Source organism: Pseudomonas nitroreducens TX1, assembly GCF_000313755.1.
GTDB classification, from domain to species: domain Bacteria; phylum Pseudomonadota; class Gammaproteobacteria; order Pseudomonadales; family Pseudomonadaceae; genus Pseudomonas; species Pseudomonas nitroreducens_A.
Genome location: NZ_AMZB01000123.1, coordinates 85,969 through 109,374, shown reverse-complemented (window position 1 = coordinate 109,374; position 23,406 = coordinate 85,969). Strand labels below are relative to the sequence as shown.

The window sequence follows — 23,406 nt, the reverse complement described above, 5'->3', positions numbered from 1 at the left end:
CGGCGCGACCGCGGGCCCCACCCGCAATGGAATGCACACGATGTCCAAACACTGCTCCCTCACCGCTGCCCTGCTCGCCGCCGGTCTGCTGCTCTCCCCGCTGGCCTTCGCCGAAGAGGCTGCCGTTGTCTGGCCGGCCGTGGTCAATGCCACCGACCAGCAGCGCCTGACCAGCCTTGACGGTCAGGTCAAGCAACGGCTCGACCAGCTCCAGCAGAGCGAGGACGAAACCACTCGCAACGAGGCGCTGAATCTCTACCGCATCGTGCTGGAGGCCCCGGATCCGCTGGCCGACGCGGCCCTGACCGGCAACTGGAAGTGCCGCTCGGTCCAGCTCGATGGCGACGCGCTGTATGGCTACCCGAACTTCAAGTGCTCGGTGCGACAGACACCCCAAGGCCTGTTCCTGGAGAAAACCAGCGGCTCGCAGCGCATCAGCGGCTACCTGCAACGCCTGGACGACAAGCAGTTGGTGTTCGTCGGCGGCGCCTCGGTCAATGACGAACCGCAGGTCGGCTACAGCGGCCTGGAACACGCCGCCGCGCGGGAATCCGATGTGGTCGGAGTGGTGCGCCATTCGTACGACGGCTTCGTGCTGCTGGTGCCCGAACAACTGGGCGGCTACAACCTGTTCCGCTTCACCCGCTGAACCCCGCGGCGCGACGACGGCTAGAAAAGCGCGACCATTTCCTTGAGCGTCACCGCCCAGGTGCCCTTCGCGTTGAGGTAGCGATAGCCGAAGCGCGAGCCGTTGGCCTGGGTGGTGAGCACCGCGTTCCAGGCGAGCCCGCGCTGCAGGTCATGGGCCGGGTCGAGGAGGAAGAAGGCGTCCTCGCTCATCCCCACCGCCAGGCACCAGTGGCGAATGTCGCTGTCCTTGCGGCCATGGAAGCCAAGCACCACGGGGATGTTCTCCTCTAGGTGCCGGCGGGTCAGCTCGACCATCCGCGTACCGTTGCCGCGTTCGACACGGTATTCCTTGTCGCTGATGACCTTGAGCAGCTCCAGCAGGTCGGCGCCGGTGGTCCCGACGCGCACCAGCGTCTCGTGCTGGTTCAGCGCCTCCATCAGCCGACCGTAACGAGTGCGCGAATCCACCGGCGCCAGCCCCTTGGCCTGGCGGCGTCCCAGTTGGTTGCGGGCGAGCATGGCCATCACCAGGCAGTAGGGCCCGCAGGCGCCGTCCATGTCGCCCTGGCGCAGGTGCACCTTTTCGCCGCGCCGGTTGATCAGGCCACCGCTGCCGTGTTCGTCCAGGTCCCAACCCAAGCCGTCGATCAGGGTGATCCGCATCGTGCTTCCTCGTTGCTCGCTCAGAGGTTGTGACCGGCCAAGGCGCGGATCATTCCGCCGGCTTGCGGTTACAATGGGAGCCCTCCCCTTGCCTGGTTACCCGAAATGTCCGAAGCCATCCGCCTGTCCAAGCGCCTCGCCGAGCTGCTGCCCTGTTCGCGCCGCGAAGCCGAGTTGTACATCGAGGGCGGCTGGGTGACGGTGGACGGCCAGCGCGTGGAGGAACCGCAGTTCAAGGTCGACACCCAGCGCATCGAACTGCTGCCCGGCGCGTCCGCCGACCCGATTCCGCCGGTAACCATCCTGGTACACAAGCCGGTCGGCCTGGGTAGCGGCAACGGCGCCAACTCCGCCCAGCAACTGCTGACGCCGGACAAGCGCTGGGCCGAGAACAACCTGCAGCAGCGGCTGCTGCGCAAGCACTTCGGCCACCAGTTCAACACCACCGTGCTGGAGACCGACGCCAGCGGCCTGCTGGTCTACACCCAGAGCCGCGGCGTGCAACGCCGGCTGGTGGACGAAGCGGACAATATCGAGCACGAGTACGTGGTCGAGGTCAGCGGACAGATCGCCGATAACGGCCTCAAGCGCCTGTGCCGTGGCCTGGTGATCGACGGCCGCGAACTGCCGCCGCTGAAAGTCAGCTGGCAGAGCGAGAACCGCCTGCGCTTCGCCGGCAAGCAGTTCCGCCCCGGCCAGATCGCCGCCATGTGCCGCGCGGTCGGCTTGCACGTCCTGTCGATCCGCCGCCTGCGCCTGGGTGGCGTGGCCATGGGCAAGCTGCCCGTCGGCCAATGGCGCTTCCTGCAGCCGGGCGAGAAGTTCTGAGCGTCTGCCAGACGAAGGTCGCAGGTGCCCTCGAATAACCGGGGCGCCCTTCCAGTCCGCGGCTTCCGGCCGCTATCGATAACGTCGATAGTCAACAGTCGACGCATTCAGTTCTCTTGATGGTCCGCGCGCGGCATCTTTGCCCCATCAACTCGCTGGCAGGAGATTCGCCGGCCCCGCAGTCGGGCCGCAGGGGCGAACACGCTACTCGCGAGACGCCCCAACGGATCGTCAAGAGGACACCACCATGCAAGTCATTCTCGATTTCCTGCTGCTCGTCGGCTCCCTGGTAGAGCTGCTGTTGTACGTCGCCCTGGCCAGCATCGTGCTCGCCACCGTGGTGGTGGTCAGCGTCATCGCGGTGCTGACCCTGCGCTCGCCGGGGTCGGCCGTGGTCATCCCCGACCGTCGTCCATCGGTCAGCCGCCAGCCGCGGCCGGCGGTGAAGCATCAGATGGCCCGGCCGGTACTGGTGGGCGCGGCGAACGAAGCGATTCTCGCCAAAACGGCCTGATACCCACCTCGATTACGATCCGATCCGGTTGCCGACACCGAGCGCGCCGTCCCTGCCGCGCTCGCATGCCTGCTCACCTGCCGAAACAACGCCACCCGTCAGTGGTGGCCGATGCCCTGGTCTTCCAGGTGGTCCGCCTCGAACAGGGTTTCCAGTTCCTTGCGCGCCTCGCGGGCAGTCTGGATCACCGCGGTCTCGTCGTCGTAGACGCGGTACTGGGCCATCAGCACCGCTTCGTCATGGCGCTTGAAGCGGCGGATGCGCGCGGCGACCTGCTCTTCGTTCAGGCCGAGGCCGGTCAGCAGCAGGCGGCTCATCTCCAGGCTCGAGTGGAAGGTCTCGCGCACCGGCGTCGCATCGGCATCCAGCAGGTGGTAGACGTGCTGGCGGTTACGCGCCCGGCCGATGACCTTCAGGTGCGGATAGAGCTTGCGTACCAGCCGCGCGGTTTCGATGTTGGTCTGCGGGTCGTCGGTGGCGACCACGAAGAACTCGGCCTTCTCCACCTGGGCGGCGCGCAGGATCTCCGGGCGCAGCGGGTCGCCATAGAAGATCGGTATATTGCCGTAGCTGCGGGTCAGTTCGATGGTGTCCACCGAGGTGTCCAGCGCGACGAAAGGCACGCCCTGGGCGCGCATGATACGGGCGACCACCTGGCCCATCCGGCCCATACCGGCGATTACCACGCGCGGTGCGTCGTCCGGTAACTGGCGGTATTCCGGCGGCGGCTCGCGCAGCACAGCGGGCTTGGGCTTGATGCTGCGCGCCAGGGCCAGCACCAGCAGCGGCGTCATCGCCATGGACAGGGTGATGCACAGCACCAGCAGCGCATGCAGCTTGCCGTCCATCAGCCCCTGCGCCAGGGCCAGCTTGAACACCACGAAGGCGAACTCGCCGCCGGCGCCCAGCAGCACGCCCAGGCGAATCGCCGAGACCTTGTCCAGCCCGCCGGCCAGGCGGCCGATGAGGAACAGCAGCGGCAACTTGATACCCACCAGCAGCAGGGTCAGGCCAAGCACGACCAGCGGCTCGCTCTTGAGCAGGCCGAGGTCGGCGCTCATGCCCACGCTGATGAAGAACAGGCCGAGCAGCAGGCCCTTGAAGGGTTCGATCTGCGCTTCCAGTTCGTGGCGGTATTCCGAGTCCGCCAGCAGCAGGCCGGCGAGGAAGGCGCCCAGCCCCATCGACACGCCTGCCCACTCCATCAGCCAGGCGGTGCCGACCACCACCAGCAGCGCGGTGGCGGTGGACAGGTCAGCCTGGCCGGTACGGGCCACCGAGCGGAATACCGGTCGCAGCAGGAAGCGCCCGCCGATCACCACCACGGCAATGCTGCCGACCACTTCCAGGACATGTCCCAGGTCACCGCCCGGCGCTGCCGAATCGGCGCGCGCGCCCAGCAGCGGGATCATGGCGATCAGCGGGATGGCGGCAATGTCCTGGAACAGCAGGATGGCGAAGCCAAGGCGACCGTAAGGGCTGTTCAGCTCCTTGCGCTCGGCGAGGATCTGCAGGCCGAAGGCGGTGGACGACAGCGCCAGTCCGCCGCCCAGCACCACGGAAGTATTCACCGGCATGTCGAAGACCAGGACCGCGACGCTGCCGATGGCAAGCCCAGTGAGCAGCACCTGCGCCAGACCAACGCCGAACACCTGCTTGCGCATTACCCACAGGCGCTTGGGCGATAGCTCAAGACCAATGATGAACAGCAGCAGCACCACGCCCAGCTCGGACAGGCTGGCGACGCTCTCGGGGTTGTCGATCAGCCCCAGCAGCGAAGGGCCGATGAACACCCCGGCGAGCAGGTAGCCGAGCACCGCGCCCAGTTGCAGGCGCTTGGCCAGCGGCACCATGAACACCGCCGCGAGCAGGAAGACCGCTGCCGACTGCAGGTAATTCGTCCCATGTTCCATCGTTCAAGACTCCTTGGAAGGTTTGGGGCGAAGCGAAGATCCACCCACGTCGTTCTTCTCACACATCCAGCGCCACGCCCTCGGCCAGCAAGTGACGCTGGAACTGCCCGGCCAGCGCGTCCACCTGGTCCCAGGGCTGTTCGTAGCGCTCGTCCAGCGCCACATGGCTGCTGGCGCGCACGCGGGCTTCGAGCCTGCAGTTTTCGTAGAAGGCATTCACCGCCGCGACCATCGGCTCGCGCTGGTTTTCCATCAGCATGGCGCCGTGGGCCAATACCACGTAGCGCCCGTCGCTGGGCCGGCGGCGCCAGCGCTGGGCGGTACCCACCAGTTTGCGACCGTCCAGGGTGACGTTGTACCGACCATCGCAGAAAGCGCCCTCCACTTCCCCCAGGCCCGGATCGAGGTCGAGGGCAGCCAGCCAGTCGCACAGCGGCTGGCACAGGCGCAGGTAGGCGGTTTCGATGCGCGTCTGCTCGTTGTCGCCCGGCGGGATCGCGTAGACCAGTGCAACGTTGAGCACCCCGGCGGACTGCGGCACCGGCTCGCCACCAGTGTCACGCAGGGCGATAGGCCAACCTAGCCCGGCACAGGCGGCCTCGGCGGCGACAAAGCCCTCCAGGCGGCTCAGCCGACGCGGCATCACCAGGGACTGTTCCAGTGGGCTCCAGAACAGCAGGCCGCTGTCGCGCTCACCGGCGAAGGTGGCATCGAGCAGCGTACGTTCGGCATCGAGCCCTTGCTGCGCCGACAGTCGTTTCACTCTGTTCATGACAGCGTCCTTGAATTAACCGGGTGCGGACTATGCCCGTCGAGGGCTTATCCGACAATGTTCCAGGCCAATTTGTCGCCTGGATCGGAGTTCTCAGCGTGGCGACCTGTGACTGCTGCGATGTCGTGCGGAGTCACGTCGATTTCAATCGGCACCGCAGCGCAGCGGCGCTGCGTCTATCCTGCTATTGGCCGGCACTAGCGCAGGAGGCCAGAGCCCGTGGCCAGGACCTTGCTCCAGCGAATGCACCATGCCATCGCGGTCAACGACGCGCTGGCGCTGCCCATTGCCCGGGAAAACCTGCGGCGCCTGTACTTCGCCGCCCTGCTGGCGGTGCCTTTCGACCTTATCCACATATTGGTATTTCGCCTCAACCTCCAGGGCTCAAGCCCCGAATATGACGGCTGGCGGCTGGATATCATCCGAGTCCACGCCGTGGTCGCCATACTTTTTTCCCTCCTCGGCCTGCTGGCCTGGCTGGCCTCTACACCGCGTCGAAGCGCACCGCTGTGGTACATGCAACTGCTCACCGTTCTGGGCAGCGCCCTGGTGCTGGGGTTCGGCATCGCCATCACCGGCGCCGACCAGCAGGTTACCAGCAGCATCACACCCTTCCTCATGGCCTCGGTGGCGACCGCCCTGCTCATCCTGTTGCGCCCGAGCCTGGCCATCGCCCTCTACATCCTCGCCCTGGCCAGCTTCGAGCTGACCATGGCGCTGACACAGGCCAGCCCACAGCTGCGCCTGTCGAACCAGATGGGTGGGCTGACCATCTGCGGCATCGGCCTGGTGCTGTCGTTCATCCTCTGGCACGGCCATGTGCGCAACCTGCGCCAGCGCGAGTACCTCCGCCAGCAACGGCTGGAATTGGAGGAGAAGAACCGCCAACTGGAATACCTGGCCGGCCATGACCCCCTGACCGGGCTGTTCAACCGCCGCCAGTTCGACCAGCTGGTGGACATGGAGCTCTCGCGGGCCGCCCGCCAGCCGGCGCCGATCAGCCTGCTCATGGTGGACCTGGATCACTTCAAGTTCATCAACGACCGCTACGGCCACCCACTGGGCGATGAAGTCATCCGCCACACCGCCAGCCTGCTGAGGAATTACACCCGCACCGGCGACAGCGTGGCGCGCCTGGGCGGCGAGGAATTCCTGCTGCTGTTGCCCGATACTTCACAGCCCCAGGCGCGGGTGATCGCCGAGAAGGTACGTCGCCTGCTGGAAGAAACCCCGCTGCCGATGAAGGACGGCCTGCTCTACCTCACCGCGAGCTTTGGCATCGCCTGCCTGGAAGCCGGCGTTCCGGGCACCTATGAAGGGCTGTACGCGGCGGCGGACAAGGCGCTGTACAAGGCTAAGGCCAGCGGACGTAACCGCGTGGAAGTGATTGAACTGGGAATGGAGATGGGGACGTTTGACTGAGCGTCCAGGCGGGCTGCCATCCCGGTGCGCAGGGGCGGGTTCCGTCCGCGGTTGGACGGAGCGGCGCCAGGTCATCGCGGATGAATCCGCTTTTACGAAAAGCTCATTACTGCGCGGACCTGCGAGTCGTAGGGCGCATAACGCGCCAGCGTTATCCGCCACGAGGTAATCGGCGGATCACCCGCTCCGGGGTATGCGCCCTACGCGCTATATGGAATCTCTGTGCTCAGGAGGCCCCTCTCCCCCGCCCTCTCCCTGAAGGGGGAAGGGACCGTTCGGCATACTTCGGTGGTTAAAGAGTTAGCCGACCGGCGCGGAGATGTCAGTTCGCGCCGATCAGTCCCCTCTCCCTTCAGGGAGAGGGAGGCGGGCCCAGCATGAGAATGGAGCGGAATCGACGCTAGCAGGAGGCGTCGTCGAGAACTCCGTCCGCGATGGGCCGGCCCGCGCTTCCTGATTGGCCGGACCGGCGCCAAGTCATCGCGGACAAGGTCCGCTCCTACGAAAGCGCGTTACTGCGCGTATTTACGCGTCAGCCCCGGCGGCACGCCGCTGCTGTCGGTCTCGGTCCAGGGACCCTGCGGGCCGACGCCCCAGTACCAGCCGTTGTCCCAGTGGTAGTAGGTGCGCTGGCGGTAGAAGAGGTTCTTCTGGCCCTGGATCACATAGACGCCCAGGCTGGCATCCCAGCGGCCCTTGCCGCCGGGCGGCGGGGCGAACTGGGTCGGGCGCTTGGCCGCCGGCGCAGCGCCGGGCTGCGGGGTGATCGGCGAACTTGAGGTCTTGGCCGGCGGGATCGGCTTGCTCGGCTGCGAAGGCGGTGGCGTATGCTCGGGCGGTTGCTCCGGCTGCTGCGGCTGCACCACGCAACCACCCAAAACCAGCATGGCGCCCAGCGCCAATACTCTGCCCTTCATTCGCTCAACCCTCTCTTGTTCGTCTTACTTCTGGTCCGGGCTGTCGATGGTCACGCTCTGTTCGCCCGCGTTGGCAGTAGACAACGCTTCGCTGCGTCCGATCCATTCGCCGGTGATGGCATTGCCGGCACGGGAGATCCGGGCGACGAGTTGCACCTGCGGATGCTGCGACAGCTTGAGCTGCGGCATCATCGCGTCGGCATCGCTGAGCGAAACCTCGCTGGGCAAGTCGGAGACCTTCAGGCGCTTCACTGCCAGCGGCATCGGCGGACCGCTGACGGCGCGGGCGAAGACGAACACGCTGTCATCCGGCTTGACCTGGCCCTTCACGGCGGCAGTCAGGTCGACCTTCACCTTCAGGGTCACGCCAGCCGCCTGCGCGACGGCGGGTGCTTGCGGCGGAGTCTGGCCTTTCTCGACCATTTTCTGGCGGGCGCGCTCGATGCCACCGGCAATGGCTTCGCGGGACGGGTCGTCCTGCGGCAGCACGGCGACCAGGCGGCCCCAGTAGTCGATGGCGTCGGCGTACTTCTCGTCCTCGAAAGCGGCGATGCCGAGCAGGCCCAGCGTGGTGACTTCTTGCGGGTCCTTCTTCAGCGCTTCATCGGCCAGCCCGAGCACTTCCGGAGTCAGCGCCTTGTCACCGGCGAAATACAACGCCTGGGCCCACTGGCCGAGCACTTCCGGCTGGCGGCCGGACAGGCGCGCGGCCTGCTCGAAGGCCTTGGCGGCATCGGCGGCGCGGTTCTGGGTCATGTAGGTGCGGCCGAGGAAATACCAGCCTTCGGCGGAATCCGGCTGCGCCTGCACGGCACGCTCCAGGCGCGTGGTCATTTCTTCCATGGAGTGCGGCGCGGTGGCGAACTCGCGCGCCAGGGCGACCTTGTCGCTGGCGCCCCAGTGCAGGTACAGGCCCAGGGCGAGGAACGGCAGGACCAGCGCCACGATCATCGGCGCCGCACGGCCGAGACGGGACCGGCGGTCTTCGCTGGCACCCTCGGTATCGGACAGCAGCTCGCGGGCCGCTTCGGCGCGGCCGGCTTCGAACTGAGCCGCGTCCAGGGTGCCGGCGTCACGCTGGGTGGCCAGCTCGGCCAGGCGCTCCTGGTACAGGGCGACGTTGAGGGCGGTGCGGTCTTCCTCGGCCTGGGCCTTGCGGCCGCGCAGCAGAGGGACGAGGAGGAATGCCAGGGCCACCAGCAACAGCAGGCCGGCAGCGAGCCAGAAATCGATCATTTGTCTTGGTTATCCAGCAATTGGTCGAGACGCGCCTGCTCCTCGGCGGACAGCGTGGTGGAAGTGGCGGCTGCCGGGCGACGGCGGCGCACAACGATGGTGCCAATGACGATCACGCCCAGGCCCAGCAACGCGGCGGGGCCGAACCAGAGCAGCCAGGTGCGCTCGCTGACTTCGGGCTTGTAGCGCACGAACTCGCCATAGCGGTCGACCATGTAGTCGACGATCTGCTGGTTGCTCTTGCCGGCCGCCATCTGGGTGTAGATCTGCTTGCGCAGGTCGGCGGCGATCGGCGCGTTGGAGTCGGCGATGTCCTGGTTCTGGCACTTGGGGCAACGCAGCTCGGTGGTCAGGTCGCGGAAGCGCTCACGCTCGGCTTCATTGGCGAACTCGTAGGTGTCGATGGCGGCGTGGGCGATGCCGGTCAGGCACAGCCCGAGCGCGGCGGCGGCAAGCAGGCGCTTCATTTGCCCTCCGCTTCGTCGACCAGGCCCTGGTAGATCGGCGCCAGTTGTTCGCGCCAGACCTTCTCGTCGACGGCCCCGACCAGCTTGTGCCGAATGATGCCGTCCTTGTCGATGATGTAGGTCTCCGGCGCGCCATAGACCCCCAGGTCCAGGCCCAGGGTGCCCTGCGCATCGGCGATGTTCAGCAGGTAGGGGTTGTGCAGCTCCTTGAGCCACTTCTGCGCGGCGGCGCCATCGTCCTTGTAGTTGATGCCGTAGATCACCACGCCCTTGGCGGCGAGGTCGGTGAGCACCGGGTGCTCGAAGCGGCAGGTCGGGCACCAGGTACCCCAGACGTTGACCAGCGCCGGCTTGCCCTTGATATCGGCCTCGGTGTAGGTCTTGCCCGGTTCGGTGACGCTGGGCAGGGAGAACGCCGGGAACGGCTTGCCGATCAGCGCCGAGGGCAGCTCGCTGGGGTCCAGCCAGAGGCCACGGAAGAGGAATACCGCGACGACCAGGAAGATCGCCAGGGGCAACAGCAGGATCGCACGCTTCACACTCAGGCTCCCTGTCCGGCGAGGCCGAGGGCCTCGCGTACACGCGTTTTCACTTTCAGCCGGTAGCGACGGTCGAGTGCCGCCAGCACGCCGCCCAGGGCCATCAGCAGGCCGCCGAGCCAGATGAAGCGCACAAAGGGCTTGATGTGCACGCGCACGGCCCAGGCGCCGTTGTCCAGCGGCTCACCCAGGGCGACGTAGAGGTCGCGGGTCAGGCTGCCGTGGATGCCGGCCTCGGTCATCATTGAGTTCTGCACGCTGTACAGACGCTTCTCCGGGTGCAGCGTGGCGACTTCGGAACCGTTGCGGGTCACGAGGACAGTACCCTTGTCGGAGGTGAAGTTCGGCCCTTCGAAGTGATGGGTACCCTCGAAGCGGAACTGGTAACCGGCCAGCTCCACCGACTCGCCCGGCGCCATGCGCAGGTCGCGCTGGGCGCTGAACTGGCTGGTAAGCACCACGCCGATGGCGCAGATGGCGATACCGAAGTGCGCCAGCTGCATGCCCCAGTAGCTGCGGTTGAGACCCGCGGCACCGGCGATCACGCCCTTGTGGCGGACCTTGTCGAAGAAGTCACGCACACCGGCGAGCACCACCCAGGCGGCCAGCATGAACACGGTCAGCACTTCCCAGTGCAGCTCGCCATACAGGAAGCTGCCGAGGCCGCCCAGCACCACGGTGCCGATCAGCACCGGGGTGAGCATGTTGCGCAGCCAGCGCGTCGGGGTGTCCTTCCAGCGCACCAGCACACCGACAGCCAGGGCCAGCATGAGGATGGCGATCAACGGCACGAACAGCGCGTTGAAGTACGGCGGGCCGACCGACAGCTTGGCGCCGCTGATGGCATCGAGCACCAGCGGGTAGAGCGTGCCCAGCAGGATCATCGAAGCGGTGACCACCAGGATCAGGTTGTTCAGCAACAGCAGGGTCTCGCGGGACCACAGGGCGAAGCCGACCTGGCTCTTGACCACCGGCGCGCGCAGGGCGAACAGCGTCAATGAGCCACCGACCACCACCAGCAGGAAGGCGAGGATGAACACGCCGCGCTCGGGGTCCGAGGCGAAGGCGTGCACCGAGGTCAGCACGCCGGAACGAACCAGGAAGGTACCCAGCAGGCTCAGCGAGAAGGCCGCAATGGCCAGCAGCACGGTCCAGCTCTTGAACACGCCGCGCTTTTCGGTCACCGCCAGCGAGTGAATCAGGGCCGTGCCCACCAGCCAGGGCATGAAGGAAGCGTTTTCCACCGGGTCCCAGAACCACCACCCGCCCCAGCCCAGTTCGTAGTAGGCCCACCAGGAGCCGAGCACGATGCCGACTCCGAGGAAGGTCCAGGCCACCAGCGTCCACGGGCGCGACCAACGCGCCCAGGCCGCGTCGAGGCGGCCACCGAGCAGCGCGGCGATGGCAAAGGCGAAGGCCACCGAGAAGCCCACGTAGCCCATGTAGAGCATCGGCGGGTGGAAGATCAGGCCCGGGTCCTGCAACAGAGGGTTCAGGTCGTTGCCGTCCGCCGGCACCTGCGGCAGCAGGCGGCTGAAGGGGTTGGAGGTGATGATCAGGAACAGCAGGAAACCGGTGCTGATCATGCCCATCACGGCCAGCACGCGGGCCAGCATCGCTTCCGGCAACTGCCGGGAGAACACCGAGACGGCGAAAGTCCAGCCGCCAAGAATCAGCGCCCAGAGCAGCAGCGAGCCTTCGTGGGCGCCCCACACCGCGCTGAACTTGTAGAACCACGGCAGCGCGCTGTTGGAGTTGCTGGCGACGTAGGCCACCGAGAAGTCATCGTGGAGGAAGGCCCAGGTCAGGCAGCCGAAAGAGAACAGCAGGAAGGCGAACTGCCCCCAGGCTGCCGGGCGCGCCAGGCTCATCCACTGGCGATCGCCGCGCCAGGCGCCGACCAGCGGGAAGAACGACATCACCAGCGCCATGCACAGCGCAAGGATCAGCGAGAGGTGGCCGAGTTCGGGAACCATGTCAGTTGCTCCCCTGCTGTGGCGCGGCATTGCCGCTCTGGCTGGCTTCGTAGTGTTCCAGCTTGCCGCTGTCCTTGAGCGCCTTGGTGACTTCCGGCGGCATGTACTTCTCGTCGTGCTTGGCCAGCACTTCGTCGGCGGTCAGCACGCCGCTCTCGTCGATCTTGCCCAGGGCGACGATACCCTGCCCTTCGCGGAACAGGTCCGGCAGGATGCCGCGGTACTTCACCGTGACCTCCTTGGCGAAGTCGGTGACCACGAATTCCACGTCCAGCGAGTCCGCCGAACGCTTGAGCGAGCCCTTCTCCACCATGCCGCCGGCGCGGATGCGCGTGTCGTGCGGCGCCTCGCCATTGGCGATCTGGGTCGGGGTATAGAACAGGTTGATGTTTTCCTGCAGGGCCGACAGCGCCAGGCTGACGGCGACGCCCACGCCGGCGACGATGGCGAGGACGATGTACAGACGCTTCTTGCGGACCGGATTCACTTGCTGGCCTCCCGGCGCAGACGACGCGCCTCTTCTTGCAGGTAACGCCGGCGCGCCACGATCGGCGAGACGACGTTGATCGCCAGGACCGCCAGGCAGATGGCGTAGGCGGACCACACGTAAGGGCCATGGTGGCCCATGGCGAGGAAATCGGAGAAGGACTCGAAACTCATAGCGCGCGCTCCACCACGGCCTTGACCCAGCTCGCGCGGGCTTCGCGCTTGAGCACTTCCAGGCGCATGCGCATCATCAGCACCACGGCGAAGAAGCAATAGAAACCGGCGACCATCATCAGCAGCGGAATCCACATCTCCGGCGGCATCGGCGGCTTCTCGGTAAGGGTGAAGGTGGCCGGCTGGTGCAGGGTGTTCCACCAGTCCACCGAGTACTTGATGATCGGGATGTTCACCACGCCGACGATGGCCAGCACCGCGCAGGCCTTGGCTGCGCTGTCGCGGTTGGTGATGGCCTGGCCGAGGGCGATGATGCCGAAATAGAGGAACAGCAGGATCAGCATCGAGGTCAGGCGCGCGTCCCAGACCCACCAGGCGCCCCAGGTCGGCTTGCCCCAGATGGCGCCGGTGACCAGCGCGACGAAGGTCATCCAGGCGCCAATAGGCGCGGCGCACTGCACCGCGACGTCGGCGATCTTCATCTTCCAGATCAGCCCGACCGCGCCGGCCACCGCCAGCATCACGTAGCAGGACTGGGCCAGGAACGCCGCCGGCACGTGGATATAGATGATGCGGAAGCTGTTGCCCTGCTGGTAATCCGGCGGCGCGAAGGCCAGGCCCCAGACGGTGCCGGCAACCATCAGCAGGATCGCGGCGACCGCGAACCAGGGCATCCAGCGTCCGCTGATCTCGTAGAACCACTTGGGCGAGCCAAGCTTGTGAAACCAAGTCCAGTTCATCATCAGGCTCTGTAATTCAAAGCTCTAGTCTGCCGCCGGTGCCGCTTCGAAAGCCCGGCGATCGTTCGTTCACTCGCCGACGCTGATCTTCAGCCCGGCGGCGATGGCAAAGGGCGTCAGCGTCAATGCTAACGCCGTCAGGCTGGCCAACCACAACAGGTGCCCGGCGGTGGGCAGCCCCTGCAGCGACGCCTGCAGCGCTCCGCTGCCCAGGATCAGCACCGGAATGTAGAGCGGCAGGATCAGCAGGGCCAGCAGCAGGCCGCCGCGCTTCAGGCCCACGGTGAGCGCCGCGCCCACGGCGCCCAGCAGGCTCAGGATGGGTGTCCCCAGCAGCAGCGACAGCAGCAGATCCGGCAGGCAGCGCGCCGGCAGGCCCAGCATCAGGGCGAACAGCGGCGACAGCAGCACCAGGGCCAGCCCTGAAACCAGCCAGTGTGCCAGCACTTTGGCCAGGACCAGTAGTGGCAGGGGGTGCGGCGAAAGGACCCACTGTTCCAAGGAACCATCCTCGAAATCGCTGCGGAACAGGCCGTCCAGCGACAGCAGCACCGCCAGCAAAGCCGCAACCCAGACCAGCCCCGGCGAGAGATTCTTGAGCATTTCCGATTCAGGGCCGACCGCCAGCGGGAACAGCGCGATGACGATGGCGAAGAACACCAAAGGATTAGCCAGCTCCGCCGGACGGCGGAACAGCAGGCGCGCTTCGCGGGCCAGCAGCAGGGTGAAGACGTTGCTCATCGCGCCGCTACCTCCCGTGCATGCTGGCCGAGGTCGAGGGCGCGGTAGCCTTGCGGCATGCGTTCGAGGGTGTGGTGGGTGGTCAGCACGACCAGGCCGCCGCGTTCGCAATGGCCGGCCAGGTGCTCTTCCAACTGCGCGACGCCCTGCTTGTCCAGGGCGGTGAAGGGTTCGTCGAGGATCCACAGCGGCGGCGCGTCCAGGTACAGGCGCGCCAGGGCCACGCGGCGCTGCTGGCCGGCGGACAGGGTATGACAGGGAACGTCCTCGAAGCCGCGCAGGCCGACGGCTTCCAACGCTTGCCAGATGGCGTCGCGGTTGGCCGGCTGGTGCAGGGCGCAGAGCCAGGCAAGGTTCTCTTCGGCGGTGAGCAGGCCCTTGATGCCCGCGGCGTGGCCGATCCAAAGCAGCAGGCGAGCCAGTTCATGTCGCTGTTCGGTCAGCGGCTTGCCATTGAGCAGCACCTCGCCGGCGGTGGGCTGCATCAGCCCGCTGAGCAGGCGCAGCAGGCTGGTCTTGCCGCTGCCGTTGGGGCCGACGATCTGTAGCATCTCGCCCGCGCCCAGTCGCAAATCGAGACGCTCGAACAGCATGCGCCAGTCCCGCTCGCAGGCGAGCGCCACGGTTTCGAGGAGGGGATGGTTCAAGGGCATCGGCAACCGTCGGGCAGAAAACAGTCAGGGGTGCAAAAACGCGGCCATACCGCGCGGGCCGCCAAGCGCGGCCTCGGGCGGCGCATTATACACAGCCGTTCCTACGCCCGACGTCAGGTTTTTCGACAGGGTGTAACGTCAGATCAGCGCACCTTGCATTGCGTCTATCCTGACCGATTACGCTGCGCACTCACCGCCGGGCGGTCTAAAGTGCGGGCAACCGCCGCCGATACACTGGGCGCAAACCCGTTTTGTCTTCCGGACAGGTCCTCGATGCCGAGCGAAATTGGCGCTTCCCGCCCGCTACCGCCCATGCCTACCCCGCGCAGCGCGCAAAGCTCGGCGGAACTGACGCTCAAGCTCGCGCAGAGCCTGGGTGACCTGCTGCCGCCAGGGGAAAAGGCCAATGCCGAAGTCCTGGCGGTACGCGAAACGCCGGTAAACTTCCAACTGCTGTTGCGCCTGACCATGGCCAGCGGCCAGCAGGCCCTGGTTGTCGCGGACAGCCCGCAGGCCCTGCCCAAGGGCAGCACGCTGGAGCTCGCCACGCTGACCCAGACCAACCTCGCCGCCACGCTGATCAACCAGCCGAGCATCAGCCAGCTGGGCCTGGGCGGCCGCCAGCCGCCGCTGGGCAGTCTGGACCTCGATCTCCTGCCGGTGGGCACGCTGCTGCAGGGCAAGGTCGACTCCAGCCAACTGGTCGCCCAGAACAAGGCGGAACAGGCCATCTACAAGGTACTGGTGACGCTGCTCAATACCCCCCTGGCGGGGCGCCAGTTGAGCATCGAGTCCCCGAATCCGCTGCCTCTGAACAGCCTGCTCAGCGCTCGCGTACAGGACCAGAATGCCCTGCAGTTCCTGCCGCTGGACAGTCGCCTCGACCAGCTCGAACTCACCCGCCAACTCTCCGCACAGCAGGGCCGCCAGGGCCCGCTGGAAAGTCTGTTCAGTGCTTTGCAGGGCGCCGGGCGCAGCCCGGCGATGTCGCCGGAAATGCACCAGGCTGTGGACAAGCTGCTCGCCGCCCTCCCCGACATCCGCCAACTGAGCGATGCCAAGGGAGTCGCCCAGGCGCTGCAGCACAGCGGGGCATTTCTGGAGGCGCAGCTGCTGCGCGGAGCCGAGCCCCTGCCGCAGGACCTCAAGGCCAACCTGCTGCGACTGATCGCCCAATTGCTGCCGGCCGCGCCGAACAGCACCGCCGCCGGGGTCCTGGGCAACCTGTCCGGCAACGCCCTGGCGGGCGCCAGCAACCTGGCGCAGTCGCTGCCGGCCTTCGTCCGCAACGCGCTCGGCGTGCTGGGCCAGACCGGCGGACGCACAGCGGCGCCGACCAGCTTCCCGCTGCCCAGCCGGCTGGCCCACCAATTGGAGGAAGAAGGCGACCTCGAATCCCTGCTCAAGCTGGCCGCCGCTGCCGTCTCGCGCCTGCAGACGCACCAGCTCAGCAGCCTTGCGCAAAGCGATGTCTTGCCCGACGGCACCCTGCTCAACACCTGGCAGATGGAAATCCCCATGCGCCACCAGCACCACTGGGTGCCATTGCAGGTGCGTATCCAGCAGGAAGAAAAACCCGCCAGCGAGCGCGACCCGCAACAGCAGGACACGCTGTGGCGGGTGGAGCTGGCTTTCGATCTCGAACCGCTGGGCCCGATGCAGGTGCAGGCCACCCTCGCCCACGGCAGCATTGCCAGCCAGATGTGGGCCGAAAACGCCAGTACCGCAAGCCTGGTGGACCGCGAACTGGGCACCCTGCGCCAGCGCCTGAACGATGCCGGCCTGACCGTCGGCGAGCTGTCCTGCAGTCAGGGCAAGCCGCCACAGGGCCCCCGCACGGCGGTGGAGCAACGCTGGGTGGATGAGACCGCATGAAGAAGATGAAATCGCCGCCGCGCCAGGCCATCGCCCTGAACTATGACGGCCAGAGCGCTCCGACCCTGACCGCCAAGGGTGACGACGAGCTGGCGGAGACCATTCTGGCCATTGCCCGTCACCATGAGGTGCCGATCTACGAGAACGCCGAGCTGGTGCGTCTGCTGGCGCGGCTGGAACTGGGCGAAGCGATACCCGAGGCGCTCTATCGCACCATCGCGGAAATCATCGCCTTCGCCTGGTACCTCAAGGGCAAGAGCCCGCTGAACAACCGCTCCAGCGCCCAGGAAGGCGATGCGCCGCTGTTGCTCGAAGGACCGGCTTCCCGTCCCGACTGAGAGGAATCAGCGCAAGCGCTCGGTACCTGTCTGGTACGACGGGCGATCGTTGGCAGGTGCGTAGTCGTGGAACTCGCGCACCGATCGACGGATCGGCTGCTCGTCTTCGCTGTGGTAGAGGACCATGCTGCTGGTCGCCTCGCGCAACTGCGCCAGGGATATCGGCTTGTCCAGCACGTCCAGCAGCGGCACGCGGTTGGCCCAGGCCCACTGCATCAGGCCGCGTCGCTCCTCGGCGCTGTAGTTTCCGACCAGCAGGAACTGGCGGAAGGTGTTGCTGCGGCTAAGCGCCTTGAGGCTGAGCAATTCGCTCGGGCCCGGGCGGAAGTCGTCATGGATGAACAGACCGTAGCGCTGCCGGGTTGCCAGCGCCTTGCGCACTTCGTCCAGGTTCAAGCACAGGCTCAGGTGGTAGAACTCCAGGCGATTGAGCAGCACGCTGTAGTTCAGCAGCCGGCCCGGGTGCGAACACAGCACCATGGCGCGTCGTGAGATGGTCGCCATATCGATGGCCTCGAAAAATGTTTGACGAGGCCAATTTAGCGACGATTTGCCGCCTTTCTTATCAGACGAGTCCTAATCACCCGTAGTGAAATTCCTACAACTCAGGAATCCCGACAGATGGCGGCAGCGGGTTGCGAGCACGACGCAGGCGCGGGCTCAGTCCCGCGCCTTGCCCTGATGCAGGCGGGCGACCAGTTCGGCTTCGGCCTGGGACAGGCCGCAGCTTTGGGTCAGGTCTTCGGGGCTTGCTCCCATGCCGACCAGGCGCGCGGCCTGGCTGAAGGACAGGCTGGTGGGATCGCGCTGCTCGATGCGCGCCAGACGCTCGGGCAGCGGCGCGACCTGCTTGTTCAGCTCGCGCAGCTCCTCGCCCATGCGGACGTTGATCTGCTGGTAGGACTCGATGCGCTTGCCCTGCTCCTTCAGACGCTGCTCGAATACCGCGAGCTGCTTCTCCAGCTGCGCCGCCCGGGCTTCCTGGGCGCGCTGCCGGCCGGACAGCCAGACGCAGGCCAACGCGAGGCCCACGCAGGCGATACCGAGCACCACCAGAGCGATCAGCACCTCAGATGCTCTCCAGCTCCGACCACTCTTCCTCGGTCATCATCTTGTCCAGCTCGACCAGGATCAGCAGCTCGCCGTTCTTGTTGCAGACGCCCTGGATGAACTTGGCCGATTCCTCGTTACCGACGTTCGGCGCGGTCTCGATCTCGGACTGGCGCAGGTAGACGACCTCGGCAACGCTGTCGACCAGGATGCCGACGACTTGCTTGTCAGCTTCGATGATGACGATGCGGGTGTTGTCCGAGACCGGCGCCGGGTCCAGGCCGAAGCGCTGGCGGGTGTCGATCACGGTGACCACGTTGCCGCGCAGGTTGATGATGCCCAGCACATAGCTCGGGGCTCCCGGCACCGGCGCGATCTCGGTGTAGCGCAGCACTTCCTGGACCTGCATCACGTTGATGCCGTAGGTCTCGTTGTCCAGGCGGAAGGTGACCCACTGCAGAATCGGATCTTCGGCACCTTGCGCTGACGTTTTCTTCATATCCCCTCGCCTCTTCTGGTTCCGCGCCGCCTGCGGCGCGGAGGTTGTCTGTCAAATCAGGATTGCACCCGGCCTCAGGGCTGCAGGCGCTTGGCCGCACCGCTGGCGATCAGTTCGGCCAGGGCCGAGACGTCGAGCAGTGCGCACATCTGGTCGATCACCGTGCCGGCCAGCCACGGGCGTTGCTGGCGCTGGCTGCGCCACTTCACTTCGGACGGGGCCAGGCGCACCGAGCGGCTGACCTGGTGCACGGCCAGCCCCCACTCGTAGCCCTGCACGGAAATCACGTACTGCAGCCCCTCGCGGTAGTCGTCGCGGTAGCGCTCGGGCATTACCCAGCGCGCGGTATCGAGCACCTTAAGGTTACCGTTCTGGCCCGGCAGGATGCCGAGGAACCAGTCCGGCTGGCCGAACAGCGGGGTCAGGTCGTGCCCCCCCAGGGGGTAGATCGAGCCCAGGCACACCAGCGGCACGGCCAGGGTCAGCCCGGCGACGTCGAACAGCAGGCACTCGAAGGGTTCGGCCGCCCACACCGGGCGACCGTCGTCGAGCAGTTTCAGCGGCGCGGCGGGCAGCTCGGCACTGCCGGGCTGGTGCAGGTCGATGACCTGACCTGGTTGCGCCAACGGTTCATCGGCAACAGGCGTTTCCATGACCGGAGCCACCGGCTCTGGCACGCGCAGTTCGGCCACCGGCGCCTGGACAGCGGGCATGCGGACCGCCACGTTCAGGCGTGCATCGCGGACCTGCTCTTCGAGCACGGCCGCTTCGAATTCGTCGAGGCTGACGCTGGCTTGCGGGGTCTGCAGCACCGCAGCCTGAGGCTCGGCGGAAAGTGGCGCGACCGGCTCGCTGACCACCAGCGCCACCGGAGCCGGAGCAACAGGCGCGGCGACAGGCAGCGCCACCGGTTCCGCGGCGAAGTCTTCGAAAGTGGCCTCCTGCAGCAGCGCGTCCAGGTAGGACTGCAACGCGAGCTGGGGCCGTGTGGCGGTAGCGGAACGACTCATGATGGATAACCGCGCAGGGTGACTGACCAGCCTATCGGCAGCGGACGCGCCGCTCTTGAGCGCATCCGTCGGATTCTTTTAATCGTGCCAGCCATCTTCAGGCTACCTGGCTCGCCGGCACATGGGCCAGCAGATGCTTGAGCAGCGCGCGGTAGGCGATCACGCCACGGCTGTTGCTGTCGTTGCGCGAAGGCACGGTGCCCAGGCGGCTGGCATCGCGCAGCTTGGTGTCCACCGGAATGAACGCCTGCCAGAGGGTGTCCGGATAGGTGTCGCGCAGCACCCGCAGGGTGCCCAGCGAGGCCTGGGTACGGCGGTCGAACAGGGTCGGCACGATGGTGAAGGGCAGCGCCTGCTTGCGCGAGCGGTTGACCATCTTCAGGGTGTTGACCATGCGCTCCAGGCCCTTGAGGGCAAGGAACTCGGTCTGCACCGGGATCACCAGGTGCTGGCTGGCCGCCATCGCGTTGACCATCAGCACACCCAGCAGCGGCGGGCTGTCGATGATCGCGTAGTCGAATTGGTTCCACAGCTGCGCCAGGCTCTTGGCGATCACCAGGCCCAGGCCGTTCTGCCCTGGCGACTGGCGCTCCAGGGTGGCCAGTGCAGTGCTCGAGGGCAGCAGGCGGATGTTCTCGTGGCTGGTGGGCAGCAGCAGCGACTCGGGCAGGCCCTCGGGCACGTTGCCCTGGTGCAGGAACAGGTCGAACACGCTGTGTTCAAGCGTGTCCGGGTCGTGGCCGAAGTAGCTGGTCATGGAGCCGTGGGGGTCCAGGTCGACGATCAGCACGCGCTTGCCGGCGTCCGCCAGCAGGCCCGCCAATGCGATGGAGGACGTGGTCTTGCCGACCCCGCCTTTCTGGTTGGCTACCGCCCAGACTTTCATAGTGCTGGCTCCCCGCAGGCCGTGTTTCGGTTCAGGGTGTTCATATCATTCAGTCCCTGCCGATGACGAAGAATTGACGGCGCCGCTGCCGGGCGCCTCGCTGGCAACCACTGGTGCAGTTTGCGTGCCAGCATGCCGCAACGCCGGGTCCGGCTGCGCCTTGCCGCTGCCCACGCCGCTGATGCTGCGGCGCACCTCCAGGTTGCGGGAGATCACCAGCACCACCCGGCGGTTGCGTGCGCGGCCATCCGCCGTGGCATTGTCCGCCACCGGCTGGAATTCACCATAGCCCACCGCCGCCAGCCGACCGGCGTCGAGACCGTCCTGGGCGAGCATGCGAACGATGCTGGCGGCGCGGGCCGCGGACAGCTCCCAGTTGGTCGGGTACTGCGAATTATGGATTGGTACGTTGTCGGTGAAGCCTTCGACATGCACCGGGTTGCGGTAAGGCGCCAGAATCCTGGCGACCTTCTCGATGATTGCGAAGGCGGCGTCGTTGGGGATCGCGTCGCCACTGGGGAACAGCAGGCTGGAATTGAGGGTGATCTCGATCCAGAACTCGTTGCCGCGCACCGACAGCTGATCGGTGGCGATCAGGTCGCCGAAGGCCTGGCGCACGCTGTCGGTGATCTGCTGCAGGGTGTCCGGGTTGCCCTGGGCCTGGCCCTCGTCCTGCGGCTCGTTGAGCGATTCGTCCGGCTGCTGGGTGCGCGGGCGCTCCTCGCCGACCGGGATCGGGCGGATCGAGCGGTCCGGCTGGTTGAACACGCCGGTCAGCGTCTCCGAGAGGATCTTGTACTTGCCCTCGTTGATCGAGGAGATCGAATACATCACCACGAAGAAGGCGAACAGCAGGGTGATGAAGTCTGCGTAGGACACCAGCCAGCGTTCGTGATTCTCGTGTTCCTCATGACGTCTGCGGCGAGGCATGCGCATCCCTCCCCCTCAGCCGACGAAGCCTTGCAGCTTCAGCTCGATGGAGCGCGGATTCTCACCCTCAGCGATGGACAGTAGGCCCTCCATGAGCATTTCGCGGTAGCAGGACTGGCGCAGCACGATACTTTTGAGCTTGTTGCCGATGGGCAGCAGCAGGAGGTTGGCCAGGCCGACGCCGTAGATGGTGGCGACGAAGGCCACGGCAATGCCGTTGCCGAGCTGGCTGGGGTCGGCGAGGTTGCCCATCACATGAATCAGGCCCATGACCGCACCGATGATGCCGATCGTCGGCGAATAGCCGCCCATGGCCTCGAACACCTTGGCGGCGGCCAGGTCGCGGCTTTCCTGGTTGTACAGGTCGACTTCGAGGATGCTGCGGATGGCTTCGGGTTCGGTACCGTCCACCAGCAGTTGCAGCCCCTTGCGTGCGTATGGGTCGCGCTCGGCATCGGCGACGGTTTCCAGGCCCAGCAGGCCTTCCTTGCGCGCCGTCATGCTCCAGCCGACGACGTGGTTGATGCCGCCGACCAGGTCCACCTTGGGCGGCAGGATCATCCAGCGCAGCATGGTCACGGCGCGTTTGAGCACCGCCACGGGGGTCTGTAGCAGCGCGGCGGCGAGGGTGCCGCCGACCACGATCAGTGCCGCCGGGCCATTGGCCAGGGCACCGACGTGCCCGCCCTCGAGAAAGTTGCCACCGATGATGGCGACCAGCGCGAGAATCAGGCCGACCAGGCTGAGGACATCCATCAGCCGCAGGCCTCGGTCAGGTGCCGGCCGATGTCGTCGAGGCTGTAAACCGCGTCGGCCAGGCCTGCCTTGGCGATCGCCATGGGCATGCCGTAGATCACGCAGCTGGCTTCATCCTGGGCCCAGACCTGGGCGCCGCCCTGCTTGAGCATCCGCGCGCCTTCGCGGCCATCGGCGCCCATGCCGGTGAGCACCACCGCCAGGACCTTGTCGCCATAGGCCTTGGACGCGGAACCGAAGGTCACGTCGACGCAGGGCTTGTAGTTCAGCCGCTCATCGCCGGGCAGGATACGCACGGCGCCACGCGCGTCGACCATCATCTGCTTGCCGCCTGGAGCCAGCAGGGCCACGCCGGGACGCAGGATGTCGCCGTCCTCGGCTTCCTTGACGGTGATCTTGCACAGCTTGTCCAGGCGCTCGGCGAAGGCCTTGGTAAAGGCCGCCGGCATGTGCTGGATCAGCACCAGGGGCGCCGGGAAGTTGGCAGGCAGCTGGGTCAGGACCCGCTGCAGCGCCACCGGCCCACCGGTCGAAGTGCCGATGGCTACCAGCCGGTAGGGCTTACGCTTTGGGGCGGCAGAGGTCGCCGGAGCCGGAGCGGCCGGCGCATGGCTGCCGCCCGAGGAAACGGGAGCGGCCGGGCGCGCGCTGCCGGCAGCGGGAGTCGAAGCCGATGCGGCCGGGCTCGACGAGTATGAAGAGTACGCGGCGAAGCGGCGGTTGCTCCTGGCGATGGTGTGGACCTTCTCGCACAGCAGCTGGCGGACCTTGTCCGGGTTGCGCGAGATGTCCTCGAAATTCTTCGGCAGGTAATCCACCGCGCCGGCATCCAGCGCATCCAGGGTCACCCGCGCGCCTTCGTGAGTCAGCGAGGAGAACATCAGGACCGGCGTCGGGCAGCGCTGCATGATGGTCCGCACGGCGGTGATGCCGTCCATCAGCGGCATTTCGTAGTCCATGGTGATCACGTCCGGCTTGAGCGCCAGCGCCTGATCAATCGCCTCGCGGCCGTTGGTCGCCGTGCCGACCACCTGGATCTGCGGGTCAGCCGAAAGAATCTCCGAGACACGGCGGCGGAAGAACCCCGAATCGTCCACCACCAGGACTTTGACAGCCATAGACACTCCTGAAAAAACTGCTTCCATCACACGGGCACGCCAAGCGGCACGCCCATAGGGTCAGTTGACGATTCGGCGCGAGCCGCGTTGCTGCGCCAAATCACGCCAGGCTAGACGCGGAACGACGGCAATGGCATTCCCTTGTCGAGTTCCGCAACGACGCATGGCGTGATTTGCCGCGCAACCCGAAGGGACGGGGCCGCATTTTGCGCCGCGCTGCGTTACTGGCTCATTTGGAATAACCAAACCTATCTCCTCGTGCCTTGGCCTGCG

Annotated in this window: 27 protein-coding genes; 6 read left to right on the top strand and 21 right to left on the bottom strand. The window is 66.5% G+C overall.

What is annotated here, in order from left to right; genetic code table 11:
* Positions 1 to 40: 40 nt before the first annotated feature.
* The gene (locus tag C167_RS0121265; RefSeq protein ID WP_017520326.1) at positions 41 to 649 is read left to right on the top strand and encodes a DUF4893 domain-containing protein; all 609 of its coding nucleotides are present in this window, start codon (positions 41 to 43) and stop codon (positions 647 to 649) included.
* A gap of 20 nt (positions 650 to 669) precedes the next feature.
* Here C167_RS0121265 and C167_RS0121260 read toward each other — a convergent pair whose 3' ends face one another.
* The gene (locus tag C167_RS0121260; protein ID WP_017520325.1) at positions 670 to 1,293 is read right to left on the bottom strand and encodes a hypothetical protein; all 624 of its coding nucleotides are present in this window, start codon (positions 1,291 to 1,293) and stop codon (positions 670 to 672) included.
* Positions 1,294 to 1,398: 105 nt separating this feature from the next.
* Here C167_RS0121260 and C167_RS0121255 point away from each other — a divergent pair, with 105 nt between their 5' ends.
* The gene (locus C167_RS0121255; RefSeq protein WP_017520324.1) at positions 1,399 to 2,121 is read left to right on the top strand and encodes an RNA pseudouridine synthase; all 723 of its coding nucleotides are present in this window, start codon (positions 1,399 to 1,401) and stop codon (positions 2,119 to 2,121) included.
* A gap of 247 nt (positions 2,122 to 2,368) precedes the next feature.
* Positions 2,369 to 2,635, top strand: coding sequence for a hypothetical protein (locus C167_RS0121250; protein ID WP_017520323.1), 267 nt, complete (start codon positions 2,369 to 2,371; stop codon positions 2,633 to 2,635).
* A gap of 98 nt (positions 2,636 to 2,733) precedes the next feature.
* Here the strand turns inward: C167_RS0121250 and C167_RS0121245 are convergent, their stop codons facing one another.
* A complete protein-coding gene (locus C167_RS0121245; protein ID WP_017520322.1) occupies positions 2,734 to 4,548 on the bottom strand; it encodes a monovalent cation:proton antiporter-2 (CPA2) family protein in 1,815 nt (604 codons plus the stop codon).
* 58 nt (positions 4,549 to 4,606) lie between these two features.
* Complete coding sequence (locus C167_RS0121240) at positions 4,607 to 5,320, bottom strand: lipoate--protein ligase family protein (protein WP_017520321.1); 714 nt, start codon at positions 5,318 to 5,320, stop codon at positions 4,607 to 4,609.
* A gap of 219 nt (positions 5,321 to 5,539) precedes the next feature.
* Between C167_RS0121240 and C167_RS0121235 the strand changes: the two genes are divergently transcribed.
* Positions 5,540 to 6,742 (top strand): GGDEF domain-containing protein, encoded by a 1,203-nt coding sequence (locus C167_RS0121235; RefSeq protein ID WP_026079189.1) that lies wholly within the window; start codon positions 5,540 to 5,542, stop codon positions 6,740 to 6,742.
* Between the two features lie 512 nt (positions 6,743 to 7,254).
* Here the strand turns inward: C167_RS0121235 and C167_RS0121230 are convergent.
* The 10 genes from C167_RS0121230 to ccmA all read right to left on the bottom strand — a co-directional run bounded on the left by C167_RS0121230 (position 7,255) and on the right by ccmA (position 14,671).
* A complete protein-coding gene (locus tag C167_RS0121230) occupies positions 7,255 to 7,659 on the bottom strand; it encodes a hypothetical protein (protein ID WP_017520319.1) in 405 nt (134 codons plus the stop codon).
* A gap of 24 nt (positions 7,660 to 7,683) precedes the next feature.
* A complete protein-coding gene (gene ccmI, locus C167_RS0121225; RefSeq protein WP_017520318.1) occupies positions 7,684 to 8,895 on the bottom strand; it encodes a c-type cytochrome biogenesis protein CcmI in 1,212 nt (403 codons plus the stop codon).
* Positions 8,892 to 9,362, bottom strand: coding sequence for a cytochrome c-type biogenesis protein (locus C167_RS0121220; RefSeq protein ID WP_017520317.1), 471 nt, complete (start codon positions 9,360 to 9,362; stop codon positions 8,892 to 8,894). Before C167_RS0121220 ends, ccmI begins: the two co-directional genes overlap by 4 nt.
* The gene (gene dsbE / locus C167_RS0121215) at positions 9,359 to 9,901 is read right to left on the bottom strand and encodes a thiol:disulfide interchange protein DsbE (RefSeq protein ID WP_017520316.1); all 543 of its coding nucleotides are present in this window, start codon (positions 9,899 to 9,901) and stop codon (positions 9,359 to 9,361) included. The genes C167_RS0121220 and dsbE overlap by 4 nt, the downstream gene beginning before the upstream one ends.
* 2 nt (positions 9,902 to 9,903) lie before the next feature.
* Positions 9,904 to 11,877, bottom strand: a complete 1,974-nt coding sequence (locus tag C167_RS0121210) for a heme lyase CcmF/NrfE family subunit (protein WP_017520315.1) — start codon at positions 11,875 to 11,877, stop codon at positions 9,904 to 9,906.
* 1 nt (position 11,878) lies between these two features.
* Positions 11,879 to 12,364, bottom strand: coding sequence for a cytochrome c maturation protein CcmE (ccmE, locus tag C167_RS0121205; protein ID WP_017520314.1), 486 nt, complete (start codon positions 12,362 to 12,364; stop codon positions 11,879 to 11,881).
* Entirely contained in the window at positions 12,361 to 12,537 is a 177-nt protein-coding gene (gene ccmD / locus C167_RS0121200; protein ID WP_017520313.1) for a heme exporter protein CcmD, read from the bottom strand. The genes ccmE and ccmD overlap by 4 nt, the downstream gene beginning before the upstream one ends.
* Entirely contained in the window at positions 12,534 to 13,280 is a 747-nt protein-coding gene (locus C167_RS0121195) for a heme ABC transporter permease (protein WP_026079188.1), read from the bottom strand. Before C167_RS0121195 ends, ccmD begins: the two co-directional genes overlap by 4 nt.
* 66 nt (positions 13,281 to 13,346) lie before the next feature.
* The gene (gene ccmB, locus C167_RS32850; protein ID WP_017520311.1) at positions 13,347 to 14,018 is read right to left on the bottom strand and encodes a heme exporter protein CcmB; all 672 of its coding nucleotides are present in this window, start codon (positions 14,016 to 14,018) and stop codon (positions 13,347 to 13,349) included.
* Positions 14,015 to 14,671: a cytochrome c biogenesis heme-transporting ATPase CcmA gene (gene ccmA, locus C167_RS0121185; RefSeq protein WP_017520310.1), complete on the bottom strand. Its 657-nt coding sequence runs from the start codon at positions 14,669 to 14,671 to the stop codon at positions 14,015 to 14,017. Before ccmA ends, ccmB begins: the two co-directional genes overlap by 4 nt.
* 273 nt (positions 14,672 to 14,944) lie before the next feature.
* On the opposite strand from ccmA, the gene C167_RS0121180 reads away from it, so the two are divergent.
* Both C167_RS0121180 and C167_RS0121175 read left to right on the top strand, forming a co-directional pair.
* The gene (locus C167_RS0121180) at positions 14,945 to 16,546 is read left to right on the top strand and encodes a flagellar hook-length control protein FliK (RefSeq protein WP_017520309.1); all 1,602 of its coding nucleotides are present in this window, start codon (positions 14,945 to 14,947) and stop codon (positions 16,544 to 16,546) included.
* A complete protein-coding gene (locus tag C167_RS0121175; RefSeq protein ID WP_017520308.1) occupies positions 16,543 to 16,884 on the top strand; it encodes an EscU/YscU/HrcU family type III secretion system export apparatus switch protein in 342 nt (113 codons plus the stop codon). Before C167_RS0121180 ends, C167_RS0121175 begins: the two co-directional genes overlap by 4 nt.
* 6 nt (positions 16,885 to 16,890) lie before the next feature.
* On the opposite strand, the gene C167_RS32845 is transcribed toward C167_RS0121175, so the two are convergent.
* From C167_RS32845 to C167_RS0121135, 8 genes are all read right to left on the bottom strand, one after another.
* A complete protein-coding gene (locus C167_RS32845) occupies positions 16,891 to 17,388 on the bottom strand; it encodes a hypothetical protein (RefSeq protein ID WP_235154347.1) in 498 nt (165 codons plus the stop codon).
* Positions 17,389 to 17,544: 156 nt separating this feature from the next.
* Positions 17,545 to 17,952, bottom strand: coding sequence for a DUF2802 domain-containing protein (locus tag C167_RS0121165; RefSeq protein ID WP_017520306.1), 408 nt, complete (start codon positions 17,950 to 17,952; stop codon positions 17,545 to 17,547).
* A gap of 1 nt (position 17,953) precedes the next feature.
* Positions 17,954 to 18,433 (bottom strand): chemotaxis protein CheW, encoded by a 480-nt coding sequence (locus tag C167_RS0121160; RefSeq protein WP_015476565.1) that lies wholly within the window; start codon positions 18,431 to 18,433, stop codon positions 17,954 to 17,956.
* 74 nt (positions 18,434 to 18,507) lie between these two features.
* A complete protein-coding gene (locus C167_RS0121155) occupies positions 18,508 to 19,443 on the bottom strand; it encodes a CheW domain-containing protein (protein WP_026079187.1) in 936 nt (311 codons plus the stop codon).
* A 97-nt stretch (positions 19,444 to 19,540) separates the two neighbouring features.
* Positions 19,541 to 20,329 (bottom strand): ParA family protein, encoded by a 789-nt coding sequence (locus tag C167_RS0121150; protein ID WP_017520304.1) that lies wholly within the window; start codon positions 20,327 to 20,329, stop codon positions 19,541 to 19,543.
* Between the two features lie 45 nt (positions 20,330 to 20,374).
* The gene (motD, locus tag C167_RS0121145) at positions 20,375 to 21,259 is read right to left on the bottom strand and encodes a flagellar motor protein MotD (protein ID WP_026079186.1); all 885 of its coding nucleotides are present in this window, start codon (positions 21,257 to 21,259) and stop codon (positions 20,375 to 20,377) included.
* Positions 21,260 to 21,274: 15 nt separating this feature from the next.
* The gene (locus C167_RS0121140) at positions 21,275 to 22,015 is read right to left on the bottom strand and encodes a flagellar motor protein (protein WP_017520302.1); all 741 of its coding nucleotides are present in this window, start codon (positions 22,013 to 22,015) and stop codon (positions 21,275 to 21,277) included.
* Entirely contained in the window at positions 22,015 to 23,133 is a 1,119-nt protein-coding gene (locus C167_RS0121135; RefSeq protein WP_017520301.1) for a protein-glutamate methylesterase/protein-glutamine glutaminase, read from the bottom strand. The genes C167_RS0121140 and C167_RS0121135 overlap by 1 nt, the downstream gene beginning before the upstream one ends.
* Between the last annotated feature and the right edge of the window lie 273 nt (positions 23,134 to 23,406).